Source organism: Streptomyces sp. NPDC001502, assembly GCF_042894785.1.
GTDB classification, from domain to species: domain Bacteria; phylum Actinomycetota; class Actinomycetes; order Streptomycetales; family Streptomycetaceae; genus Streptomyces; species Streptomyces kutzneri.
Genome location: NZ_JBIAVW010000007.1, coordinates 240,024 through 258,482, shown reverse-complemented (window position 1 = coordinate 258,482; position 18,459 = coordinate 240,024). Strand labels below are relative to the sequence as shown.

Sequence of the window (18,459 nt, the reverse complement as noted above, 5' to 3'; positions counted from 1 at the left end):
AAGGGCCGCCGTCTAGCCGCGGCCCGTCGGCGGTGTGCGGCTGCCCGCGCGGTACGGGACCGGCCAGGGCGCGCCGGGGCCTTCGTAGGACTGCTCGGCGGCCGCGTGCAGGGTCCAGTGGGGGTCGTAGAGGTGGGGGCGGCCGAGGGCGCAGAGGTCGGCACGCCCGGCCAGCAGCAAGGAGTTCACGTCGTCCCAGGAGGAGATGGCACCGACCGCGATGACCGGGACGCCGAGCGCGTTGCGGATCCGGTCGGCGTACGGGGTCTGGTACGAGCGCCCGTACTCGGGGGCCTCGTCAGCGACCACCTGGCCCGTCGATACGTCGATGGCGTCCGCGCCGCGGGCGGCGAAGGCGGCCGCGATCCGTACCGCCTCCTCGGGCGAGGTGCCTCCGGGTGCCCAGTCGGTGGCCGAGAGGCGGACCGTCATCGGGCGGTCCTCGGGCCACACGGCGCGGACCGCGTCGAAGACCTCCAGCGGGAAGCGCAGCCGGTTCTCCAGGCAGCCGCCGTACTCGTCGTCGCGGTGGTTGGTCAGGGGGGACAGGAAGCCGGAGAGCAGGTAGCCGTGGGCGCAGTGCAGTTCGAGCAGGTCGAATCCGGCGTCGGCGGCGCGGACGGCGGCGGCCGCGAAATCGGAGCGCAGCGCCGCCAGGTCGGCGCGCCCGAGGGTGCGCGGCAGCGCCGAGACGCCCGGCCGGTAGGGGAGCGCGGAGGCGGCCACCAGCGGCCAGTTGCCCTCGGGCAGGGGGTCGTCCATGCCCTCCCACATCACCCGGGTCGAGCCCTTGCGGCCGGCGTGCCCGAGCTGGACGCCGAGGGCGGTACCGGGCGCCGAGGTGTGGACGAAGTCGGCGATCCGCTTCCAGGCGGCCGCCTGGTCCTGGGTGTAGAGGCCGGTGCAGCCGGGGGTGATGCGGCCCTCGGCGGACACGCAGACCATCTCCGTCATCACCAGCCCGGCCCCGCCGAGGGCCCGCCCGCCCAGGTGGACGAGGTGGAAGTCGCCCGGCAGCCCGTCCTCGGCCGAGTACATGTCCATCGGTGAGACGACGACCCGGTTGCGCAGGGTCAGGCCCCGCAGGGTGAAGGGCGTGAACATCGCGGGTGTGCCGTCCGGGCAGCCGAAGTCCCCTTCCACGGCCCGCGTGAACCGTGCGTCGCGCATCCGCAGGTTGTCGTGCGTGACCCGGCGGCTGCGGGTGAGCAGGTTGAAGGCGAACTGCCGGGCGGGCTGGCCGACGTATCCGGCGATCTCCTCGAACCAGTGCCGGCTCGCGGCCGCCGCCCGCTGGGTGCTGGCGACCGCCGGGCGGCGGGCCGCCTCGTAGGCGGCGAGGGCGGCCGGGATGTCGCCCGGCACGGCGCCCACGGCCTCGGCGAGCGCGAGCGCGTCCTCCACCGCCAGTTTGGTCCCCGACCCGATGGAGAAGTGGGCGGTGTGCGCCGCGTCGCCGAGCAGCACCGTGTTGCCGTGCGACCAGCGCTCGTTGACGACGGTACGGAACTGCGTCCACGCGGAGCGGTTGCCGCGCAGCGGGCGCCCGCGCAGGGCCTCGCTGAAGATCTTGGCGCAGCGGGCCGCCGATTCGTCCTCGTCGCACAGGTCGAAGCCGGCCGCCCGCCACACCTCGTCGCGCATCTCCACGATCACCGTGGAGGCGTCGGCCGCGTAGGGGTAGGCGTGCAGCTGCATGACCCCGTGCTCGGTCTCCGCGATCTCGAAGCGGAAGGCGTCGAAGGCGAAGTCGGCGGCGAGCCAGATGTAGCGGCAGCGTCCGCCGGTCAGTGTCGGCCCGTAGTGCGCGGCGCCGGCCTCCCGGAGCGCGCTGTGCACCCCGTCGGCCGCGACCACCAGGTCGTACGAGGCCGCGAGCTCGGCGGCCGCCGGGGCCTCGGAGCGGAAGCGGAGGCGGACGCCGAGGCCCGCGCAGCGCTCGTGCAGGATCTCCAGCAGCCGGCGCCGCCCGATGGCCGCGAAGCCGTGGCCGCCGGAGGTCAGCAGCCGGCCGCGGTGCACGATGTCCACGTCGTCCCAGCGCACGAACTCCGCGCTCAGGGCCGTGTGGACGACGGTGTCGGCCCGCTCGATGCCGCCGAGCGTCTCGTCGGAGAGCACCACGCCGAAGCCGAAGGTGTCGTCCGGGGCGTTGCGCTCCCAGACCTCCACCGTGTGGCCCTGGCGGGCCAGCAGCGCGGCGGCGTACAGCCCTCCCGGTCCCCCGCCGACGACGGCGACCCGCATGGCACCAGGAGCCATGTGACTACCTGCCCTTCCACTCCGGCGGCCGCTTCCCGGTGAAGGCCGCGTGGAACTCCGCGTAGTCCTGGCCGTGCATCAGCAGGGCCTGGGTGGCGGCGTCCAGTTCCACGGACGCGGCCAGTGGCATGTCGAGCTCGGCGGTGAGCAGGGCCTTGGTCTGCGCGTGGGCGAGGGCGGGGCCCGCGGCCAGGCGTGCGGCGAGTTCCGCGGCCCGTACGTGGGCCTTGCCCTCCTCGGTGAGCTCGCTGAGCAGGCCGATCCGCTCGGCCTCGGCCGCGTGGACGGGCTCCCCGAGCATCAGCAGGCGGGTGGCGTGGCCGAGGCCGACGACCCGGGGGAGCAGGTAGGCCGCGCCCATGTCGCCGCCGGAGAGACCGACGCGGGTGAAGAGGAAGGCGAAGCGGGCGGTGGGGTCGGCGATCCGGAAGTCGGCGGCGAGCGCGAGGACGGCTCCGGCCCCGGCGGCCACCCCGTGCACGGCGGCGATCACCGGGAAGGGGCATTCGCGGATGGCGCGCACCACCTGGCCGGTCATCCGGTTGAAGTCGAGGAGCTGGGCGGTGTCCATGGCGAGGGTGGCGCCGATGATCTCGTCGACGTCCCCGCCGGAGCAGAAGCCGCGCCCCTCGCCGCCGAGCACGAGGGCGCGTACGGAGCGCTCACGGGACAGTTCGCCGAGCAGATCGCGCAGGTCGGCGTAGGCGCCGAAGGTGAGCGCGTTCAGCTTCTCGGGGCGGTCGAAGGTGACGGTGGCGACGCCGTCCTGCCGGGTGACCCGGAGGTGGTGCCACCGTTCGGTCGCTGGTGTGGAACCGGTGAAGGGGCTCACGTCACCGAAGGTATCACCAGATCGTGACTGCCGTCACAGAAGCACGACATATTCGCGCCGCGGGGCGCCTGACGGGATGAGAATTCGACTTCGTATCGTTGAAACCGGGAGTTCACCCTTCCCCGCCCTACACCGACCCCGCCCTACCCCGACCCCGGAACGGATGGCCCTTCCTTGCCCGACGCCTCCGCCTGGCGGATCGCCCTGCCCCACACGGCCGCCGCCGTACCCATGGCCCGCGCCCTCGTCCGCACCGCGCTGGCCGACACCGACGCGCCCGCCGACCGGGACACCGCGGAGCTCCTGACGGCGGAACTGGTCGCCAACGCCGTGGAGCACACCAGCTCCGGCGCCCCGATCGAGCTGGTCGTGGAACTGCGCGCGAACGGCTGCCAGGTCGAGGTCCACGACGGCGATCCGTGCCCGCCCGGCGACCTGTCGGCCCGTCCGGACGCCGGCCGGCCCGACCCCTGGCAGGAGCACGGCCGCGGCCTGCTGCTGATCCGGAGCCTGAGCTCCGACTGCGGCCACCGCCCCACCCCGCGCGGCAAGGCCGTGTGGTTCACCCTGCCCGCACAGCGCACCGGCGCCGGCAGCGGCACCGGCAGCGGCACCGGCAGCGCCTGACGCGGCGCATGGCGCGACGCATGACGAGCCGTATGACTATGCGTCACCCCGGCCGGACCGGCCGGGCCGGGCGAGGGTGGCGACAAGCACGGCCTTGATGGTGTGCAGCCGGTTCTCGGCCTCGTCGAAGACGATGGAGTGCTCCGACTCGAACACCTCGTCCGTCACCTCCAGGGAGTCGAGCCCGTGCCGCTCGTGGATCTCCCGGGCCACCTTGGTGCCGAGGTCGTGGAAGGCCGGCAGGCAGTGCATGAACTTCACGTCCGGGTTCCCGGTGGCGCGCAGCACGTCCATGGTCACCGCGTACGGGGACAGGACCGCGATCCGCTCGTCCCAGACCTCCTTGGGCTCCCCCATGGACACCCAGATGTCGGTCACGACGAAGTCCGCCCCGGCGACCCCCTCGGCGACCTCCTCGGTCAGGGTGAGCCGGGCTCCGCTCTCCGCCGCGAGCTCCCGCGCCGCGGCCACCACCGACTCGGCGGGCCAGTAGGACCGGGGCGCGACGATCCGCACGTCCATGCCCAGCAGCGCTCCGGTCACGAGGTAGGAGTTGCCCATGTTGAAGCGGGCGTCGCCGAGGTAGGCGAAGGCGATCCGGTTCAGCGGCTTGGTGGTGTGCTCGGTCATGGTGAGCAGGTCGGCCAGCATCTGGGTCGGGTGCCAGTCGTCGGTGAGTCCGTTGAAGACGGGGACGCCCGAGTGGGCGGCGAGCTCCTCCACGGCCTGCTGGCTGTCCCCCCGGTACTCGATCCCGTCGAACATCCGGCCGAGCACCCGGGCGGTGTCCTTGACCGACTCCTTGTGGCCCATCTGGGAGCCGGCGGGGTCGAGGTAGGTGGTGTGCGCGCCCTGGTCCGCGGCGGCGACCTCGAAGGCGCAGCGGGTCCGGGTGGAGGTCTTCTCGAAGATCAGCGCGATGTTCCTGCCCTGCAGCAGGCGCTGCTCGACCCCGGCCTTCTTGGCGGCCTTCAGGTCGGCGGCGAGCTCGATCAGACCGCGGAACTCGGCGGCCGTGAAATCCAGCTCCTTGAGAAAACTGCGGCCGGCGAGGTCGGTGGCCATGGGGTCGCTCCAGCGTCACGGTGACAGGGGATGTTGGAAGTCTATACGATCCTCTGTATTGATATACAGACCGGGCCCGGGACCTTTCCCCGGGCCCTGAACCCCTCCCCCAGGCTCGGCCCGCCTCAGACCCCGGGCCCGGCCCGCCTCAGACCGCGTCCCGCTCGACGGGACAGCTCATGCAGCGCGGTCCGCCCCGGCCCCGCCCCAGCTCGCTGCCCGGGATCTCGATCACCTCGATGCCCATCTTGCGCAGGTGCGTGTTGGTCGTCACGTTCCGCTCGTAGGCGACCACCACCCCCGGCTCCACGGCGAGCACGTTGCACCCGTCGTCCCACTGCTCGCGCTCCGCCGAGTGCACGTCCTGCGTCGCGGTCAGCACCCGGATCGAGTCCAGGCCGAGCGCCCCCGCGATGGCCCGGTGCATGTGGTCCTCCGGGTGGTCGGTGACCTTCAGCTCCTGCGGCCCGCCGCCCGGCTCGATCGTGTAGGAGGGGAGCATCCCGAGCCCGGCGTACTGAGTAAACGTATCTCCGTCGACCATCGTCATCACCGTGTCCAGGTGCATGAAGGCCCGCGACTTGGGCATGTCCAGCGCCACGATGGACGTCGCCGAACCGGCGGCGAACAGGCCTCGTGCCAGCATCTCCACCGCCTGCGGGGTGGTCCGCTCGCTCATCCCGATCAGCACCGCCCCGTTGCCGATGACCAGGACGTCCCCGCCCTCGATCGTCGACGGGTAGTCCGCCTGCCCCTGCGACCAGTAGTGGAAGGCGCCGGAGGTGGTGAAGAGCGGGTGGTGCTTGTAGATCACCTCGAAGTGGACCGTCTCGCGCTGCCGGGCGGGCCAGCGCATCGCGTTGATGGACACCCCGTCGTAGATCCAGGCGGAGGTGTCCCGGGTGAAGAGGTGGTTGGGCAGCGGGCCCAGCAGGAAACCGTCCAGGTCCAGGGCGTGGAAGCGCACCGACACCGGCTCGGCGTGCCGCTCCAGGAACTCCCGCTTGGTCATCCCTCCGACCAGGGCCTCCGCCAGCTCGGCCGAGGTCAGCCCGTCGAAGACCGACCGCAGGTGGTCGGTGGCGAGCGGCCCGTACTCCTTCTCGTCGAAGACCCGGTCCAGTACGAGGTGTCTCGCCTCCGGGATGTCGAGGGCCTCGCACAGGAGGTCACCGAAGAGGTGGACCTCCACGCCCCGGTCCCGCAGCACGTCCGCGAAGCCGTCGTGCTCCTGGCGGGCCCGGCGCACCCACAGCACGTCGTCGAAGAGGAGTGCGTCCTTGTTGCTCGGTGTGAGCCGCTTCAGCTCCAGGTCGGGCCGGTGGAGGATGACGCGGCGAAGCCGCCCGGTCTCGGAGTCGACATGGAATCCCATGCCGTACACATTCCCAGACCGAACGGCTTTTTGACGTGGCGTCCGCTCAGCGAGGGGTGGTGAGGCCGAGAAGAGCCGAGGGGGCCCCGGTGAGCTCCGGGGTGGTCAAGCCCAGTTCGGGCACGGTCAGGTTCGGCACTCCGGAGTTGGAGGCGTCCGGCATCGTCAGCAGACCACCGGCGACCAGGCCGGGGGTCCGGGCGAGCAGGCCGGTGGCAGGCGCCTCGACGGAACCCTCGCCGTCCGTCTCCGGCTTGCCCAGCAGGTTCGGCACCGGGGAGGTGACGAGGGTGCTGCCGAGCTCGGTGCCGATCGGGAGCGACGGGAACAGTGGGGTCGGAAGCATGTTCCCCTTGTGGAAGCGGGGCGCCTCGGGCGCTCCCACGACCGGCATCGGCACGCCCGTGCCCACGCGCGGGGTGTCCACGCCCAGCGTGGTCTTCACGGCGTCCAGCGGGACATCGACCGGCACCGACTGGGCCACGGCCGGGGTGGCCGCTCCGGCCGCAGCCATACAGGTCATGAGCGCCGCAATGCTTCCGCGCGCGGTCATCTTCATAGGTGACGTTCCGTCCTTCCAGGGTCGCGGACATTCCGCTGCCCTGGTTGAACGATCCCGCCGGTGGTTTTCCCGGAGTTCTCCGCGAAAGTTCCCCCATACGACCTAATTCGAGGCCGTACGGGGGCCACCCCTTTACGGGCCGTGCTGACGTGGCCCCCCCCCCGCGCGGCGGTGCCGTCTCACAGGCGCGGGTCGACCGGCTCCGACTCCAGCGCCAGCACCGCGAAGACCGCCTCGTGGACCCGCCACAGCGGCTCGTCGGCCGCCAGCCGGTCCAGCGCCTCCAGCCCGAGCGCGTACTCGCGCAGGGCGAGCGAGCGCTTGTGCCCGAGGAACCGGTCGCGCAGCCGCTCCAGGTGGTCCGGACGGGTGTACTCCGGGCCGTAGATGATCCGCAGGTACTCGCGCCCGCGCACCTTGACCCCGGGCTGGACCAGTCGGCCCTTGCCGTCCTTGGCGTACGCCTGGAGCGGCTTGACGACCATGCCCTCGCCGCCGGCGGCCGTCAGCTCCAGCCACCAGTCCGTGCCGGCCCGTACGGAATCCTCGTCCGCGGTGTCCACCAGGATCCGGCCGGTGCGGCGCAGCAGTCCGGTGCCGGCCGCCTCGTCAGCGGCGACCAGCCGGTCCAGCCAGAACAGCTGCTCGTCGTGGGGCACCGCGGCCAGCGACCGCCCGGCCACCGCCAGCAGCTGGAACGGCGCGAACCGTACGCCGTCCAGACCGTCGGTGGTCCAGCAGTAGCGCCGGTAGGAGTCGGTGAAGGCGGCCGCGTCGGCGGCCCGGCCGCGCTGCCGCTCCAGCAGCTCGCCGGTCTCGACGCCCCGGGCGGTGGCCGCCTCCAGGGCGGCGATGGCGCCCGGGAAGACGGCGCCGGAGGCGGCGCCGACGGCGGCGTACTGGTTGCGCAGCAGGCCGCCGGACTTCAGGGACCAGGGCAGGAGTTCCCCGTCGAGCAGCAGCCAGTCGGTGCCGAGTTCCTCCCAGAGGCCGGCGTCGGTGACCGCCGAGCGCAGCCGGGTGAGGACCTCCTCGGTGACCGCCGGATCCTTGAAGAAGGGCCGCCCGGTGCGGGTGTAGACGGAGCCGGTCGGCCCGTCGACGCCGAAGCGCTCGCGGGCCGCGTCGGCGTCCTTGCAGACGAGGACGGTGGCGCGGGAGCCCATGTGCTTCTCCTCGCAGACCACCTGGGCGATGCCGTCCTTGCGGTACTGGGCGAAGGCCTCGGCCGGGTGCTCCAGGTAGCCCTCATCAGCGGCTCCGCCGCGGGCGTCCTGGCGGGAGGTGGCCGTGGGCGCCATGGTGGGCGGCAGGTACGGGACGAGGCGGGGGTCCACCGCGAAGCGGCTCATGACCTCCAGGGCCGCCGCCGCGTTCTCCTCGCGCACGTTCACGTTGCCCAGGTGCCGGGTCTCCACGACCCGGCGGCCGTGCACGTCCGCCAGGTCGAGCGGGCGGCCGTCGTGCCCGCCCGGCGCCTCGGCGACGAGCGGCTTGACCGGCTCGTACCAGACCTTCTCGGCCGGTACGTCGACCAGTTCGCGCTCGGGCCAGCGCAGGGCGGTCATCCGGCCGCCGAAGACGGCGCCGGTGTCGAGGCAGATGGTGTTGTTGATCCAGGTGGTGTCGGGGACCGGGGTGTGGCCGTAGACCACGACGGCCTTGCCCCGGTAGTCCTCGGCCCACGGGTAGCGCACGGGCAGGCCGAACTCGTCGGTCTCGCCGGTGGTTTCCCCGTAGAGGGCGTGCGAGCGGACCCGGCCGGAGGTGCGGCCGTGGTACTTCTCGGGCAGACCGGCGTGGCAGACCACCAGCTTGCCGCCGTCGAGGACGTAGTGGCTGACGAGGCCGCGGATGAACTCCCTCACCTCCTGGACGAACTCCTCCGGCTCCCTCTCCAGCTGCTCGATGGTCTCGGCGAGCCCGTGGGTCCGCTGGACCTTGGAGCCCTTCAGGTAACGGCCGAGCTTGTTCTCGTGGTTCCCGGGCACGCACAGGGCGTTGCCGGACTTCACCATGCCCATGACGCGGCGCAGGACGCCGGGGCTGTCGGGGCCGCGGTCGACGAGGTCGCCGACGAAGACGGCGGTGCGGCCCTCGGGGTGGACCCCGTCCTCGTAGCCGAGCTTGGCGAGCAGGGTCTCCAGCTCGGAGGAACAGCCGTGGATGTCACCGACGATGTCGAAGGGGCCGGTGAGGTGGGTGAGGTCGTTGAACCGCTTTTCCAGGACCACCTCGGCGGTCTCGGCCTCCTCGACGGAGCGCAGTACGTGGACCTTGCGGAAGCCCTCGCGCTCCAGACCGCGCAGCGAGCGCCGCAGGTCGCGGCGGTGCCGCTGGATGACCGCACGGGGCAGGCCGGCCCGGTCGGGGCGGCCGGCGTTGCGTTCGGCGCAGACCTCCTCGGGCATGTCCAGGACGATGGCGATCGGCAGGACGTCGTGCTCGCGGGCGAGCTGGACCAGCTGCCGGCGGGCGTCGGCCTGGACGCTGGTGGCGTCGACGACGGTGAGGCGGCCGGCGGCGAGGCGCTTGCCCGCGATGTAGTGCAGGACGTCGAAGGCGTCGCGGCTGGCGCTCTGGTCGTTCTCGTCGTCGCAGACCAGGCCCCGGCAGTAGTCGGAGGAGATGACCTCGGTGGCCTTGAAGTGCTTGCGCGCGAAGGTGGACTTGCCCGATCCGGTGGCCCCGATCAGGACGACGAGGGACAGGTCGGTGACGGGAAGTGTGCGCGTACGGGGGGTCTCGGTGCCGGTCATGCTGCCTCGCCCTCCTTCGGGGTGTCGGTGGTGCGGATCGTGTCGGTGGTGTCGGCGGTGTCGGTGGTGTCGGTGGTGTCGGTGGTGTCGGTGGTGTCGGTCGCGTCGATGATGTCGGTCGCCTCGGTGCCGTCGTGCTGGGTGAAGACGGCCATCTGGGTCGGCGGCCCGACCTCGGGGTCGTCGTCGCCGACGGGCACGTAGCGGACCCCGTAGCCGTGGCGCCGCGCGACCTGGTCGGCCCAGGCGCGGAACTCCTCGCGGTTCCACTCGAAGCGGTGGTCGCCGTGGCGGACGTGGCCGGCGGGCAGGGTCTCCCAGCGCACGTTGTACTCGACGTTGGGGGTGGTGACGAGGACCGTGCGGGGGCGGGCCGAGCCGAAGACCGCGTACTCCAGCGCGGGCAGCCGCTCGGGGTCCAGGTGCTCGATGACCTCGCTGAGCACGGCCGCGTCGTAGCCGGCCAGCCGCTTGTCGGTGTACGCGAGGGAGCCCTGCAGGAGCTTCAGGCGCGCGCTCTGCCGTTCGCCCATCCGGTCCAGCCGCAGCCGCCGGGCCGCGATCTGCAAGGCCCGCACGGACACGTCCATGCCGACGATCTCGGAGTACGCCGGGTCCCCGAGCAGCGCCTGGAGCAACTGCCCCTGGCCGCAGCCGAGGTCCAGCACCCGCTGGGCGCCGGCGACCCGCAGGGCGGCCAGGATCGCCTCGCGCCGCTGCACGGCGAGCGGCACGGGCCGCTCCTCGGTGTCGCGGGTCTCGTCCACCGCGTTGTCGAGCTCCTCGACCTCGCTGCCGTCGGCCTCGGCGAGGCGGACCAGTTCCAGGCGCTCGATGGCGTTCTGGGTCAGCCGCTTGTGGCGGGCCAGGTAGCGGGAGGTGATCAGCCCGTTCTCGGGGTGCGCGGCGAGCCAGCCGTCTCCGGCGCGCAGCAGCTTGTCGACCTCGTCCGGGGAGATCCAGTAGTGCTTGGAGTCGTCGAGGACCGGCAGCAGCACGTAGAGCTGGCGCAGGGCGTCGGCGAGGCGCAGCTCGCCCTCCAGGACGAGCCGTACGTAGCGGGAGTCCCCCCACTCGGGGAACTGCTCGTCGAGCGGTACGGGCTCGGCCTCCACGAGGTCCCAGCCGAGCGGGCCGAACAGCCGGTGCACGAGCGCGGCCCCGCCGCGGGCGGGCAGCACCGGGATCTCGACGCGCAGCGGCCGGGCCTGCTCCGGGAGCTCGGGGCGGGCGGTGCACTGTCCCTTGAGGGCGGTGCGGAACACTCCGCTGAGCGCGACGGCGAGCAGCGAGGACGCGGCGTACGGCCGGTCGTTCACGTACTGCGCGAGCGCGGCGTCCGGCGCTCCGCCCCGGCCCTTGCCCCGGCCGCGCCGCACGAGCGCGACGGGGTCCACCTCCAGCAGCAGGGCCGCCGTGCACCGCTGGACCGAGGCCTCGGGGTAGAACACGTGAGCGGTGCCGTGAGAGGTGGAGAACGCCTGCGTCTTGCCGGGATGCTTGTGCAGCAGATAGCCCAGGTCGGTGGCGGGTCGTTCGGGGGAACCGGTGGTGGAGATCGTCAGGAACACATGACCGAGTATCGTCCGTGGCCCTCCCCGCCGACCAGGGATTTTCCCTCTCGGGCGAGGGCCGCCGCGAGCCGACCGGGATCGGTGAGCTCGGCACGCCGTGCGGGGCGGACCGGCTGCGGGTCGTGCACGACCACGGGGTCGTCGGGAGCGGCGGCAAGGAGGCCCTTCTGGAGGACACCGGGCGCACGAGGAGACAGCTCCGTGACCGTCAGCCCGCGCGGACGGTCCGGGCCAGGTCCGCGATCCGGGTCGGGCCGATGCGGCAGCAGCCGCCGATGAGGCGGGCGCCGGTGGTGTACCAGACCCGCGTGGGCCAGGGGGCGGGGGTTTCGGGGGTGCGCCAGGTGCGGGTGCCGGCGTCCCAGACCGAGCCGTCGTTGGGGTAGGCCACGAGGGGTTTGGCGGTCTCGCCGGCCGCCGCCTCCAGCGCGGGCAGGACATCGGCAGGGTCACAGCAGTTGACGCCGACCGCGATGACCTCCGGGGAGGCGGCGGCGAGGGCGAAGGCCTCGCCGAGGGGCTGTCCGGCCCGCGTGCGGCCGGCGGCCACCGTGTACGAGAGCCAGGCGGGTGCGCCGGTCTCGGCGAGGACGGCGAGCAGCGCCTCGGCCTCGTCGCTGTCGGGGATGGTCTCCACGGCCAGGACGTCGGGGCCGGCGGCGAGCAGGGCCTCGATGCGGGGGCGGTGGAAGGCGGCGAGCTCGCGCACGCTCAGGCCGTACCGGCCGCGGTACTCGGAGCCGTCCGCGAGCACCGCTCCGTACGGGCCCACGGAGGCGGCCACCCACACCTCGTGGTCGGCGGCCTCGGCCGCCCGGGCGGCCAGGCGCACGCTGTGCCGCAGCAGGGCGGTGGTCTCGGCGCGGTCGTGGCCGTGGGCGGCGAAGGCCTCGTAGCCGACCTGGTAACTGGCGGTGATCAGCACCTCGGCGCCGGCCCGGGCGTACGCCGTGTGGGCGGCCGCCACCTGGTCCGGGCGTTCGGCGAGCACCCGGCCCGACCAGAGGTCGCCGGACAGGTCGCAGCCCTGGTCGGTGAGCTGGTTGCTGAGCCCGCCGTCCAGGAGTACGGCCCTGCGGACCAGGGCTTCGGCGAGCGGGGCGGACGCACGTGGCATGGGTTTCCCGCCCCTCTCAGCGGAGCTGGGAGAGCACCTGGGCGGAGATCAGCTCCAGGTGGTCCAGGTCGTCGAGGTCGAGCAGCTGGAGGTAGACGCGGGAGGAGCCGGCGGCGCCGTAGGCGCCGATCTTCTCCACGACCTCGGCCGGGGAGCCGGCCAGGCCGTTGGCCTTGAGCTCGTCGACGTCACGGCCGATGGCGGCGGCCCGGCGGGCCACCTCGGCGTCGTCCTTGCCCACGCAGACGACGAGGGCGTTGGAGCAGCGGAGGTCGTCGGCCTTGCGGCCGGCCTCCTCGGCGGCCTCCCGGACCCGGGCGAACTGCCGCTCGCTGTCGGCGATCGACGCGAAGGGCATGTTGAACTCGTCGGCGTAGCGGGCGGCGAGCCGCGGGGTGCGCTTGGCTCCGTGGCCGCCGATGAGGACGGGGACCTTGGTCTGGGCGGGCTTGGGAAGCGCGGGCGAGTTCTCCACCTGGTAGTGCTTGCCCGCGTAGTCGAAGGTGGCGCCGGCCTCGGTGGCCCACAGGCCGGTGACGATGGCCAGCTGCTCCTCCAGCCGGGACATCCGGTCCGCCGGGAAGGGGATCCCGTACGCCTTGTGCTCCTGCTCGAACCAGCCCGCGCCGAGGCCCAGTTCGATGCGGCCGCCGGACATCTGGTCGACCTGGGCCACCTGGATGGCGAGGACTCCGGGCAGCCGGAAGGTTGCTGCCGTCATCAGCGTGCCGAGGCGGATCCGCTTGGTCTCCCGGGCCAGGCCCGCGAGGGTGATCCAGGCGTCGGTGGGGCCGGGCAGGCCGTCGTCGGATCCCATGCGCAGGTAGTGGTCGGAGCGAAAGAACGCGTCGAAGCCCAGGTCCTCGGTGGCCTTGGCGACGGTCAGGAGGGTGTCGTAGCTCGCACCCTGCTGGGGCTCGGTGAAAATGCGAAGGTCCATGCCCCCCATCCTGCACTTCCCGCCCCGGCAGGGTGAATCTTCGTCAACCGGACGGTCCGCCCCCGGACCCGCCAGTGACCAGCCCGGACGGAGATCGTTGGCTCGGACGGAGCCGGACCGCCCGGCCCGCGCGCCGGCGGCGTCCCGCCGGTGCGTCCACCGCCCCCTTCCGCCCTGGAAGGGCCAGGGCCGAGGAGGCCGCCATGTCCCACGAGGCCGTGCCGGAGACCCACCGACACACCGGAGCGACCGGACAGGCAGCACAGGCAGCACAGGCAGCACACGACCAGGCAGGTCAGGAGCCCGCGGTACCCGCCCAGGGCGGCGGCGCGCCGAAGGGCCTGCTGCAGCAGATGGAAGAACTGATGGCCGCGCTCAACGCCGACCTGTCCCAGCTCGACGCCGATCTCCAGGCCTCCACGGACCGCACCCCCGAGGGCGGGCGCCCGTCCTACCGGTCGTCCTGACCGTGCGGGTCCCGCCGCGCACGGCGGGACCCCCTCCGCGCCGCCCTCAGGCCACGCCCGAGGCCGACCCCCGCTCACGGACCACCATGCGGCGCAGGATCGCCCGCACCCGGTCGCTCGACTCGTCGGCGGCGTCGATCGACTCTATGCACTGCCAGTACAGGGCCTCGTCGTCCGTCCCGCAGGCCACCCCGACCAGGGCTATCCCCACTTCACCCAGCAGCGCCTGGAGTCCGAGCAGCGCCTGCCGGACATCCGACACCTCGCTCAACTGCGCGGCCCTCGGCGGATATTCGGGCGCGCTGCCCTCTCCGCGCAGGGCCGCCCGGTCGAGCACCCCGCAGCCTCTGCCTCCCGCTTCCCCCAGTCCCCGTGCCTCCGATCTGAGCTCCGGTGGCCCGGTGACCGCCAGATAGCTCCCTATGCCCTGGGCGAGCGCCTGGGCCTGCCAGGCCTCGCCCACGATGTCCCACGCGACCCCGCTCTGTGCCAGCGCGTGCCGGCCGGCCGCGATGAGCCGTACCGCATCCATATGCCGTCCCCCGTCCGCACGACATCCGCCATCCTCACCACTACCCAGAGTGAGGGCAACAGCTCAGTAAAGCCAGGGGTATTCGGAAAATGTGGACACAAACGTGATTGTGGATGAGTCCATCACTCCGAAGAGTGACGATTCGGGCTCGATGAGCCCGGAACGGGGAAGCGGAGTTCGTTCCTCTCGATCTTCGCGGCGAGCGCATCCAGCACATCCACCCCGAGAACCTCACAGAACTGCAGCAGATACGCCAGCACGTCGGCCACCTCGTCGGCCACCCGGTGGGCCGATTCCGGCTTCTCCATGACCTTCGCCGACTGCTCGGGTGTCAGCCACTGGAAGATTTCGACCAGTTCGGCCGCCTCCACACTGAGCGCCACCGCCAGGTTCTTGGGCGTGTGGTACGGCTCCCAGCCGCGCGCCGCCGCGAACTGCGCGAGCCGGCGCTGCAGCCGGTCCAGCCGCTCGTCGGGCCGCTCGCCGATCCGCCCCTCGGGGGATTCCGGCCGCCGCTCGGGCTGTTCCTGCGTCTCGTTCATGCCCTCAGGTCTACCATCGCGATGCCCGGGAGGTCGCGGGCCGCCGCCGCGGTCCCCTCCCCCACCGCCGCCACCAGCCGGATGTGGCCGCGGCCGCAGGACAGCAGGGCCAGGCGCAGCAGCTCGGCGCTCTGCCGCCGGTCGAGGCCCCGGTCGAAGCCGTCGGCCAGCACTGTCAGCGCCTGCCGCGCGGAGAGCAGTTCGGCCGCCGGGTCCATGGCCAGCACTCCGGGACCGGTCAGCAGGACCAGCGCCAGTGCGAGGAAGCGGAGTTCGCCCGCGCCCAGCCGGGCCAGCTCCGTGGCGGGCCGGCCGGGGCCGCGGTCCAGGACCGCCGCGACGGGGCCGCCGCCCGCAGGAGCCCGTACGTCCAGCCCCGCGACGGGCCCCGCGCAGCCGGTGCGGGCCGCCTCCGCCAGCAGCGCGTGGCGGGTGCCGCATTCGCTGCGGGTCCGGCGCAGCACGTCGGCCAGGTTGGCGCAGTCGCCCAGCAGCCGTCCCTCGCCCGGCGGGACGGCGGCGCGCATCCGGTCGGGGCGGGGGTCGCACGGGAACACCGCGCGCAGGGCCACGACCACCTGCTCGGCGGCGGCCAGGACCTGGCGCTGGCCCGCGGTGGAACCGGCGACGCGGAGCGGGAGCAGTGCCGTGCCGAGCCGGTCGTCGGGCAGCGGGGCCCTGGTGACGCCGATGGCGCCGCCGGTCAGCCAGGCGGCCTGGACCGAGCGCCGGCCGGGGTCGCGCAGGGCGGTGGCGAGCAGGATCTGCCCGTCCTGCGAGAGCCGTTCACCGACGATCCGCAGCGTGGGCTCGGCCTGGACGGCGAGGTCGAGCCGGACCGGGCCGACGGGTCCGTCCACGGTGCAGCCGAGGCGGAACCCGCGCCGGCGCTGCGCGTCGGGGACGGCCCGGTCGGGGATGCGGGCGCGCGGATCCGGGAAGACCTCCTCCAGCGTGGCCCCGGAACCCAGCGCGGCCAGGGCCTCGTAGGCGGCCAGGGCCTGGGACTTGCCGCTGCCGCTCGGCCCGGCGAAGAGGGTGAGGGGGCCGAGCGGGAAGACCGCCGAGCGGTGCGGCCCGAAGGCGGAGAGCCGCAGCTCGGTGACCACGGGCCGCGGCTGCCGCTGCGCGGACTCGGCGGAGCGCCGCCCGGAGCCGCCGGGGCCGGCCTGCGCCGGCACGGCCGGGTCACCGGCGGGATCGGGCCGCGGTCCGGCCACCGAGGCGGCCCCGGAGACCCCGGAGGTCTCTGCGGGCACGGAGGTCGCGGAAGTCGCGGAAGTCGCGGAAGCGGTCGGTGTGGCAGGAGGGGCGGGCGGGGCCGGGGGCGCCGCGGCGGGCTGCTCGCCGGCCGGTCCGGCCTCGGGGGAATCGGTGCGGGTGTCGGCTAACGCGACGACGCCGGCGGCGGTGCGCCCCGCCGTCGTCGCGTCCAGGGTGGCGTCCATGCGCGGGACGGTACGGCCCGCCGGACCCCCCGCGGCTCCGGCGAACCGTTCCCTCGCGGGGACCTTCCTACGATCGGGGGACGGCCGCGGCCGCGATCCCCTCGACCTCGGTCCCCACCGGCGCGAGCAGGAAGACGTTCCGGTCCACCCGGTGCATCCCGCTGCCCAGGCCGAAGACCACGCCGCTGCTGAAGTCCAGGATCCGCTTGGCCACTTCGCTGTCCGCCCCGGTGAGGTCGAGCAGGACCGGGATCTGCGCGATCAGGTACTCCGCCACCTCCCGCGCGTCCGCGAAGATCTGAACTCTGATCACCACGAAGCGCCGCTGCTCCGCCGCCGACGCCCCGGGCGCCGTCGGAATCGTGCGGTGGTCCACCCGGGAGGGCCATTCGTTGCGACTGCGCAGGGGGACCACCTGCGCGAGCCCCTCCCACTGTTCGTCGGTGACGTCGTACCTGCTCACCGGGCCGCCTCGGCCGTGCGCTTCATGTGCATCCCCCCATCCTCTCGCGTTTCACCCGTTCAGCCCAACAACGACACGAGCGTGCCGGGTACTCCTGGAGAGCCGGATAGGTTAGGTTAGGCATACCTAAGTCACTCGGACGAGGAGAGATCCGCATGCGCCTGTTCGGTGCCCCCGTCACCCCGGCCGACCGGCCCACCGATGCCGAGCACATCCGGTCGATCCTGACCGCCGCCCACTCCATGACCGTGATCACCGACGGGCAGCGCTCCGAGGTCCGTCACCTCGACGGCAGCGACCCGATGGGACGGCTGCACCTGCACCCCGCCGAGCCCGGCGGCGAGTCCGAGTACCGGCCGTCGATCCGGCTGGAGTTCACCGACGTCGCCCCCACCCCCGTACGGGACCGGGTGCGCGCCCGCGTCACCGTGCTGGGCCGTCTGCTCACCCCCTACTCCGACCTGGCCGAAGGCTCCGGCGCCGACTCCACCTGCATGGAATTCGACCGGGCCGTCCTGGAGACCCCGGACGGCCGCTCGCACGTCGGCCTCGAAGAGCTGGACGCGGCCTGCCCCGACCCCCTGTCCCCGTACGAGGCGGGCATGCTCACGCACCTCCTCGACGACCACCACGACCTGGTCACCCTGCTGCTGCGGCTGGTCCGGCCGCTGCCCGCCGCCACGGTGCTCCGCGCGCTGCCGGTCGCCATGGACCGGTACGGGATCACCCTGCGGCTGGAGGAACGGCGCGGCCACCGCGACGTGCGGCTGCCGTTCCCCTCGCCCCTCGACGACGTCGAGCAGGCCGGTACGCAGATCCAGGCACTCTTCAGCGCGGCCCGGCGGAGCTCGCACCGCAACACCCTGCCGGCCTGACGGGCCGGAATACCCGGCCGCGGACCCGCGTTGGAGATGATCATGAAGGCCATCGCATACAGCGCATACGGAACTCCCGCCACACTCCAGCTCGTTGACCTGCCGCAGCCCAAGGTGGGCCCGGGCGAGGTGCTCGTCCGCGTCAAGGCCGCCGGGGTCAACCCGGTGGACTGGAAGCTCGCCGCCGGATACCTCGACCCGATCCTCGAAGTCCGCTACCCGGTCATACCCGGCTGGGACGTGGCCGGAGTCGTCGAAGCCGTCGGCGAGGACACCTTCGACTACGCCGTCGGCGACGAGGTCTACGGCTACGTCCGCAAGGAGTGGGTCGAACTCGGCGCGTACGCCGAGCTGGTGTCCGCCCCCGTGCGTACCCTCGCCCGCAAGCCCCGCGAGCTGAGCTTCGAGCAGGCCGCGGGCCTCCCGCTGGCCGGCCTCACCGCCTACCAGTCCCTCACCCGCGCCGGCCTCAAGGCCGGGGAGACCGTGGTCATCCACTCCGCGGCCGGCGGCACCGGATCCTTCGGCGTGCAGATCGCCGTCGCGCTCGGCCTGCGGGTCATCGGCACGGCGGGCGCGCACAACCACGACTACCTGCGCTCCCTCGGCGCGGAGCCCGTGCTGTACGGGGAGGGGCTGGCGGACCGGATCCGCGCGCTCGCGCCCGACGGCATCGACGCGGGCCTGGACTTCTACGGCGACGATGTCATCGAGACCCTCCAGTCCCTGGTCAGGGAACGCCACCGGGTGGTCTCCATCGCCGACTACAACGCGGCCGCCAAGGGCGCCCACCAGCTGTGGGTGCGCCCGGACACCGCCGACCTGACCTTCCTGGCGGAACTGGCCGACGCGGGGAAGCTCACGGTCAACGTGGAGCACGCGCTGCCGCTCGCCGAGGCCGCCAGGGCCTGGGAGCTGAGCGCCGCGGGCCGCACCCGCGGCAAGATCGTCCTGACCGTCTGACCGCCCGGCCGTCCGACCGGCCCACGGCACACGTGCGCGCCGCCGGAGCACGGGGC

General features: G+C 73.1%; 17 protein-coding genes. 4 read left to right on the top strand and 13 right to left on the bottom strand.

Translation table 11 applies throughout. The features are described from left to right. Positions 1–12: 12 nt before the first annotated feature. Together ACFY0D_RS14700 and ACFY0D_RS14695 are read right to left on the bottom strand one after the other, a co-directional pair. Positions 13–2,262, bottom strand: coding sequence for a bifunctional salicylyl-CoA 5-hydroxylase/oxidoreductase (locus ACFY0D_RS14700; protein ID WP_390798678.1), 2,250 nt, complete (start codon positions 2,260–2,262; stop codon positions 13–15). Positions 2,263–2,266: 4 nt separating this feature from the next. After that, positions 2,267–3,094 carry an enoyl-CoA hydratase family protein gene (locus ACFY0D_RS14695; protein WP_382538972.1) on the bottom strand — a complete coding sequence of 276 codons (828 nt, stop codon included), beginning with the start codon at positions 3,092–3,094 and terminating at the stop codon, positions 2,267–2,269. A 231-nt stretch (positions 3,095–3,325) separates the two neighbouring features. Here ACFY0D_RS14695 and ACFY0D_RS14690 point away from each other — a divergent pair, with 231 nt between their 5' ends. After that, positions 3,326–3,721: an ATP-binding protein gene (locus ACFY0D_RS14690; RefSeq protein ID WP_390798815.1), complete on the top strand. Its 396-nt coding sequence runs from the start codon at positions 3,326–3,328 to the stop codon at positions 3,719–3,721. Between the two features lie 36 nt (positions 3,722–3,757). Here the strand turns inward: ACFY0D_RS14690 and argF are convergent, their stop codons facing one another. The 7 genes from argF to ACFY0D_RS14655 all read right to left on the bottom strand — a co-directional run bounded on the left by argF (position 3,758) and on the right by ACFY0D_RS14655 (position 13,113). Beyond that, positions 3,758–4,786, bottom strand: coding sequence for an ornithine carbamoyltransferase (gene argF, locus ACFY0D_RS14685; protein WP_390798677.1), 1,029 nt, complete (start codon positions 4,784–4,786; stop codon positions 3,758–3,760). Positions 4,787–4,934: 148 nt separating this feature from the next. After that, positions 4,935–6,161, bottom strand: a complete 1,227-nt coding sequence (locus ACFY0D_RS14680) for an arginine deiminase (protein ID WP_390798676.1) — start codon at positions 6,159–6,161, stop codon at positions 4,935–4,937. A 46-nt stretch (positions 6,162–6,207) separates the two neighbouring features. Continuing rightward, positions 6,208–6,675: a hypothetical protein gene (locus ACFY0D_RS14675; RefSeq protein ID WP_390798675.1), complete on the bottom strand. Its 468-nt coding sequence runs from the start codon at positions 6,673–6,675 to the stop codon at positions 6,208–6,210. 227 nt (positions 6,676–6,902) lie between these two features. Further along, entirely contained in the window at positions 6,903–9,482 is a 2,580-nt protein-coding gene (locus ACFY0D_RS14670; protein ID WP_390798674.1) for a polynucleotide kinase-phosphatase, read from the bottom strand. Then, on the bottom strand, positions 9,479–11,053 hold the full coding sequence (locus ACFY0D_RS14665) for a 3' terminal RNA ribose 2'-O-methyltransferase Hen1 (protein ID WP_390798673.1): 1,575 nt from the start codon (positions 11,051–11,053) through the stop codon (positions 9,479–9,481). The genes ACFY0D_RS14670 and ACFY0D_RS14665 overlap by 4 nt, the downstream gene beginning before the upstream one ends. 211 nt (positions 11,054–11,264) lie before the next feature. Further along, positions 11,265–12,173 (bottom strand): homocysteine S-methyltransferase, encoded by a 909-nt coding sequence (gene mmuM, locus ACFY0D_RS14660; RefSeq protein WP_390798672.1) that lies wholly within the window; start codon positions 12,171–12,173, stop codon positions 11,265–11,267. Positions 12,174–12,189: 16 nt separating this feature from the next. Beyond that, the gene (locus ACFY0D_RS14655; RefSeq protein ID WP_390798670.1) at positions 12,190–13,113 is read right to left on the bottom strand and encodes an LLM class F420-dependent oxidoreductase; all 924 of its coding nucleotides are present in this window, start codon (positions 13,111–13,113) and stop codon (positions 12,190–12,192) included. A 203-nt stretch (positions 13,114–13,316) separates the two neighbouring features. On the opposite strand from ACFY0D_RS14655, the gene ACFY0D_RS14650 reads away from it, so the two are divergent. Then, on the top strand, positions 13,317–13,580 hold the full coding sequence (locus ACFY0D_RS14650; protein WP_390798669.1) for a hypothetical protein: 264 nt from the start codon (positions 13,317–13,319) through the stop codon (positions 13,578–13,580). Positions 13,581–13,626: 46 nt separating this feature from the next. On the opposite strand, the gene ACFY0D_RS14645 is transcribed toward ACFY0D_RS14650, so the two are convergent. The 4 genes from ACFY0D_RS14645 to ACFY0D_RS14630 form a co-directional block, all read right to left on the bottom strand. Continuing rightward, on the bottom strand, positions 13,627–14,112 hold the full coding sequence (locus ACFY0D_RS14645; RefSeq protein ID WP_390798668.1) for a DUF6099 family protein: 486 nt from the start codon (positions 14,110–14,112) through the stop codon (positions 13,627–13,629). 122 nt (positions 14,113–14,234) lie between these two features. After that, entirely contained in the window at positions 14,235–14,654 is a 420-nt protein-coding gene (locus ACFY0D_RS14640) for a nucleotide pyrophosphohydrolase (protein ID WP_390798667.1), read from the bottom strand. Next, entirely contained in the window at positions 14,651–16,102 is a 1,452-nt protein-coding gene (locus ACFY0D_RS14635) for an ATP-binding protein (protein WP_390798666.1), read from the bottom strand. Before ACFY0D_RS14635 ends, ACFY0D_RS14640 begins: the two co-directional genes overlap by 4 nt. Positions 16,103–16,169: 67 nt before the next feature. Beyond that, on the bottom strand, positions 16,170–16,565 hold the full coding sequence (locus ACFY0D_RS14630) for a cell division protein SepF (RefSeq protein WP_030012729.1): 396 nt from the start codon (positions 16,563–16,565) through the stop codon (positions 16,170–16,172). A 155-nt stretch (positions 16,566–16,720) separates the two neighbouring features. Between ACFY0D_RS14630 and ACFY0D_RS14625 the strand changes: the two genes are divergently transcribed. Together ACFY0D_RS14625 and ACFY0D_RS14620 are read left to right on the top strand one after the other, a co-directional pair. Continuing rightward, the gene (locus ACFY0D_RS14625) at positions 16,721–17,440 is read left to right on the top strand and encodes a DUF2470 domain-containing protein (protein ID WP_390798665.1); all 720 of its coding nucleotides are present in this window, start codon (positions 16,721–16,723) and stop codon (positions 17,438–17,440) included. A 42-nt stretch (positions 17,441–17,482) separates the two neighbouring features. Then, on the top strand, positions 17,483–18,403 hold the full coding sequence (locus ACFY0D_RS14620; protein WP_390798664.1) for an NADP-dependent oxidoreductase: 921 nt from the start codon (positions 17,483–17,485) through the stop codon (positions 18,401–18,403). Positions 18,404–18,459: the final 56 nt, after the last annotated feature.

Excerpts from the sequence above, each read along its gene's own strand:
- ACFY0D_RS14625 (WP_390798665.1), top strand. The coding sequence starts at position 16,721 with ATGCGCCTGTTCGGTGCCCCCGTCACCCCGGCCGACCGGCCCACCGAT.
- ACFY0D_RS14645 (WP_390798668.1), bottom strand. The coding sequence starts at position 14,112 with ATGGATGCGGTACGGCTCATCGCGGCCGGCCGGCACGCGCTGGCACAG.
- ACFY0D_RS14690 (WP_390798815.1), top strand. The coding sequence starts at position 3,326 with ATGGCCCGCGCCCTCGTCCGCACCGCGCTGGCCGACACCGACGCGCCC.
- ACFY0D_RS14655 (WP_390798670.1), bottom strand. The coding sequence starts at position 13,113 with ATGGACCTTCGCATTTTCACCGAGCCCCAGCAGGGTGCGAGCTACGAC.
- ACFY0D_RS14620 (WP_390798664.1), top strand. The coding sequence starts at position 17,483 with ATGAAGGCCATCGCATACAGCGCATACGGAACTCCCGCCACACTCCAG.
- mmuM (WP_390798672.1), bottom strand. The coding sequence starts at position 12,173 with ATGCCACGTGCGTCCGCCCCGCTCGCCGAAGCCCTGGTCCGCAGGGCC.
- ACFY0D_RS14635 (WP_390798666.1), bottom strand. The coding sequence starts at position 16,102 with ATGGACGCCACCCTGGACGCGACGACGGCGGGGCGCACCGCCGCCGGC.
- argF (WP_390798677.1), bottom strand. The coding sequence starts at position 4,786 with ATGGCCACCGACCTCGCCGGCCGCAGTTTTCTCAAGGAGCTGGATTTC.
- ACFY0D_RS14640 (WP_390798667.1), bottom strand. The coding sequence starts at position 14,654 with ATGAACGAGACGCAGGAACAGCCCGAGCGGCGGCCGGAATCCCCCGAG.
- ACFY0D_RS14670 (WP_390798674.1), bottom strand. The coding sequence starts at position 9,482 with ATGACCGGCACCGAGACCCCCCGTACGCGCACACTTCCCGTCACCGAC.
- ACFY0D_RS14650 (WP_390798669.1), top strand. The coding sequence starts at position 13,317 with ATGTCCCACGAGGCCGTGCCGGAGACCCACCGACACACCGGAGCGACC.
- ACFY0D_RS14680 (WP_390798676.1), bottom strand. The coding sequence starts at position 6,161 with ATGGGATTCCATGTCGACTCCGAGACCGGGCGGCTTCGCCGCGTCATC.
- ACFY0D_RS14675 (WP_390798675.1), bottom strand. The coding sequence starts at position 6,675 with ATGGCTGCGGCCGGAGCGGCCACCCCGGCCGTGGCCCAGTCGGTGCCG.
- ACFY0D_RS14700 (WP_390798678.1), bottom strand. The coding sequence starts at position 2,262 with ATGGCTCCTGGTGCCATGCGGGTCGCCGTCGTCGGCGGGGGACCGGGA.